This is a genomic window from Alphaproteobacteria bacterium, assembly GCA_035625915.1.
In the GTDB taxonomy this organism is placed as follows: Bacteria; Pseudomonadota; Alphaproteobacteria; order JACZXZ01; family JACZXZ01; genus DATDHA01.
Genome location: DASPOR010000015.1, coordinates 1 through 3,255, shown reverse-complemented (window position 1 = coordinate 3,255; position 3,255 = coordinate 1). Strand labels below are relative to the sequence as shown.

General features: G+C 60.1%; 2 protein-coding genes. One reads left to right on the top strand and one right to left on the bottom strand.

The features are described from left to right. Positions 1 to 1,188 (top strand): gephyrin-like molybdotransferase Glp (gene glp, locus VEJ16_01565; GenBank protein ID HYB08340.1); only part of this gene is annotated, 1,188 nt, incomplete at its 5' end. A 543-nt stretch (positions 1,189 to 1,731) separates the two neighbouring features. On the opposite strand, the gene VEJ16_01560 is transcribed toward glp, so the two are convergent. Further along, positions 1,732 to 3,255: adenylate cyclase (locus tag VEJ16_01560; protein HYB08339.1), on the bottom strand; the 1,524-nt coding region annotated here is incomplete at its 5' end.

Genomic DNA, 3,255 nt, shown 5'->3' with positions numbered 1-3,255 from the left:
GACGCTCTTCGTCGCGTACTCGCGCATGCCGAGCCGCTGTCCCCCGAAAACGTTCCGCTCGACGACGCCAATGGGCGTGTGCTGGCGCGCGATCTCACGGCGCTACGGACCCAGCCGCCGGCCGACGTCTCCGCCATGGATGGTTATGCGGTGCGCACCGCCGATGTCGCCGATGCTCCCGTCTATCTGAAAGTGATAGGCGAAGTCGCAGCCGGCCGGCCGTTTACGGCTGCTGTCGGCCCCGGCGAGACAGCGCGCATTTTCACCGGTGGCGTGATACCCGCCGGGGCCGACACCATAGTCGTGCAGGAATCGGCGAACCGCGAGGCCGACCGCGTCGAGGTGCTCAAACCGGCAACCAAGGGCAGGCACATTCGCAAAGAGGGCCTCGATTTTCGCCGCGGGGAGAGCCTGTTTGCCAAAGGCCATCGGCTCACGGCGCGCGATCTTGCGCTTCTCGCCGGAATGAACCATCCATTGGTGACGCTGCACAGGCGGCCGAAGATTGCACTCTTCGCAACCGGCGACGAACTGGTGCCGCCCGGCGACGAACCGGGACCGGGACAGATCGTTTATTCAAACGGTTTCGCGCTCGCCGCGCTCGCGCGCCAGGAAGGCGCCGTGGTGAGCGATCTCGGCCTTGTCGGAGACACGATCGAGGCGACCATCGCGGCAATCCGCCGGGCACGCGACATTCCGACCGATATTCTCGTGACGACCGGTGGCGCGTCGGTGGGCGACTACGACTTCGTCCACAAAGCTTTCGCGGCCGAAGGTATGGATTTATCGTTTTGGAAGGTCGCGATGCGGCCCGGCCGTCCGCTCATGCATGGCCGGCTTGGCGACATGCACATCCTCGGCCTTCCCGGCAATCCGGTCTCCTCCTATGTCTGCGCGTTCCTATTCCTGATCCCGCTGATCCGCCGCATGAGCGGGCGCACCGACCTGACGATTCCGGTCGAATCGGCGGTGCTCGGCTGCGATCTTCCAGCCAATGACGAGCGCGAGGACTATCTGCGCGCCAGCCTGCGCCACGGCGCCACCGGAAAGGTGGCCACCCCCTTCCCGATCCAGGACAGCTCGATGATGGTGTCGCTCGCAAGGGCGGATTGTCTTATCATCCGAGAGCCTTACGCTCCTCCTGCGAGCGCTGGAAGCCGCTGCGCTATCGTTAAATTCGAGCATTAAGCGACGGTTTTGAACCGCGATCGGTTTCTTCACTTCAAATGACGTGTTTTAGACTCTGAATATTTGTAATCATTGACTTTAATGCTTCGCATCGCGTTCAGGGTCTATGCGGGTAACGCAGAGAAGCCCGCGGTGCGTTGTGGCAGCTTTCAGCCTTACCTAGACGCTCCACGGAAAGCGAATCCACGGCCACGGCTGAGTCACAGCGGGGCATTCTATCCAGCAGATCTTGGGACTGCCCTCGCCCGAGCCTGATCGAGATGACGGCGTCACCGTCACCATCGGCGAGGTCACGATCATTATCCATGACCGCCTTTCACAGAAGGTCACGGATTCGTTTCTAAGTCCTGCTGCTAGGGCTGTAGCGGGGAAGCTAAAGCCCAATCAGCGGACTCGCCTGACTCAGCGCGGGGCATTTCCTTTCACCAGTGTCGATACCTCGTGCGCCGGGTGCCGGTCCGTTTGTCATAAGCGGACATTTCGGAATGTCCGAGCGATGTCCGCTTTGTGCCAAAAGCGGAAGTGGGGAGGCCTGATCCAAAGTCATGAGGACAGGCTGTCGAGCAGGGCTTTAGCTTCTTTAAGGTCGCGCGTGTCGAAGCCTTCGGTGAACCAGCCAAAAACTGGACTGAGAAGATCACGGGCTTCATCCTGCTTTCCCTGATCGCACCACAACCGCGCCATGCTCATCGCCGCACGCAGTTCCCAGGACTTTGCCTGTTGCTCACGCGCTACCGCAAGCGCTCGCTCGAAATATGCTTCCGCTTGCGACGCACCCAGTTTTGGCAACTTCAGCGCGATTTCGCCGGCTATCCGATTGATTTCTGCCTCGCACCATCGTTCCTTTGTTGTTTCCACCGCGGTCTCCGCTTCGCCAACGCAGCGCCAAGCTTTATCAAATTGGGCGAGTTCCGAGTGGGCCCTGCACAAATGTAACAAGAAGAATGGCAAGTACACTCTTGATCCCGTTGAACGATATGTAGCGATTCCAGAGGAGATCATCTGAGTTGCCTCGGAGGCGTTGCCGGAAAGGGCTAATACGCAACCATTTTCCATCGTCCCCAAAGCCTTCCATAGTGCTGCGCCCTTCTCATCCGCCAACCGGACAACTTCATTGGATTCCGCGTTTGCCGCTGCATATTTTCCACAAAGGATGTTGGTCACCGACGTGTGGAACTGCGCGTACATCAAAGTCCCTGCGTGGCCGGCCTGGCGTGCATCCTGGAGCGCGCGATCGACGTCCGCGAGTGCGGACTCGGGGTAACCGAGCATCCACTGGGCCCAAGCCCGATAGACAAAGATTGACACTCCAACGTCTTGGCCAAAACGCGTTGCGAGCGGCCGATGTTTGGCAGGATCGTAAAGTGCGAACGCCTGATTGTAATGAGTTCGGCTTTTAGGGCTGTCCCCTGTTAACATCAGCGACGTACCCATCAGGCGATGCCCAATCATGAGTGGAACGATCTCCCGTTGCTTCTCTGCGAGCGCCAAAAATTGCGATGCAAGCTCACGCGTCACGTCTCCGGAGAACGCCACATAGCTTGCTGCCCAGATGCCATAGAGAACCGCGAACAGCAGCAGCGGATCTTCGGGAGGTTCTGCAAGCGCCTGCGCTCGCTCGATGAATTGACGCGCTTGTTCAACGGCCGCCTTGGGCTCAGGCGCGGCATAGCCCTTGACGTGCATGAGAGCGTTAACGAGTGCGACCTGAAGCTTGATCTGCTCACGGCGCAGTGCGGGCGTGGCCGACAAAGTAGCGATTTGATCGAGGGCGCGCGTGAGTTGCTCTACCGCTTCGACCAGCGCCGACTGCGCCAGCGACCGCTGACCCGCTTTGCCCCAAAAGCCGGCAGCTTTCTCGATCAACCCGGCCTCGCTCCAATGTCGCGCCAACAACTCCGGTCGGCTCTCAGCGCTTTCAGCGAATTCGCTCTCGATGGTCTCTGCGATGCGGGCATGTAGTGTGCGTCGGGGCTCGCGCAGCAGCGTCCCGTACGCCGCATCCTGCACCAGGGCATGCTTGAACAGATAGGTTGCATGCGAGGGCATGCCCCGCCGGAACAGTAA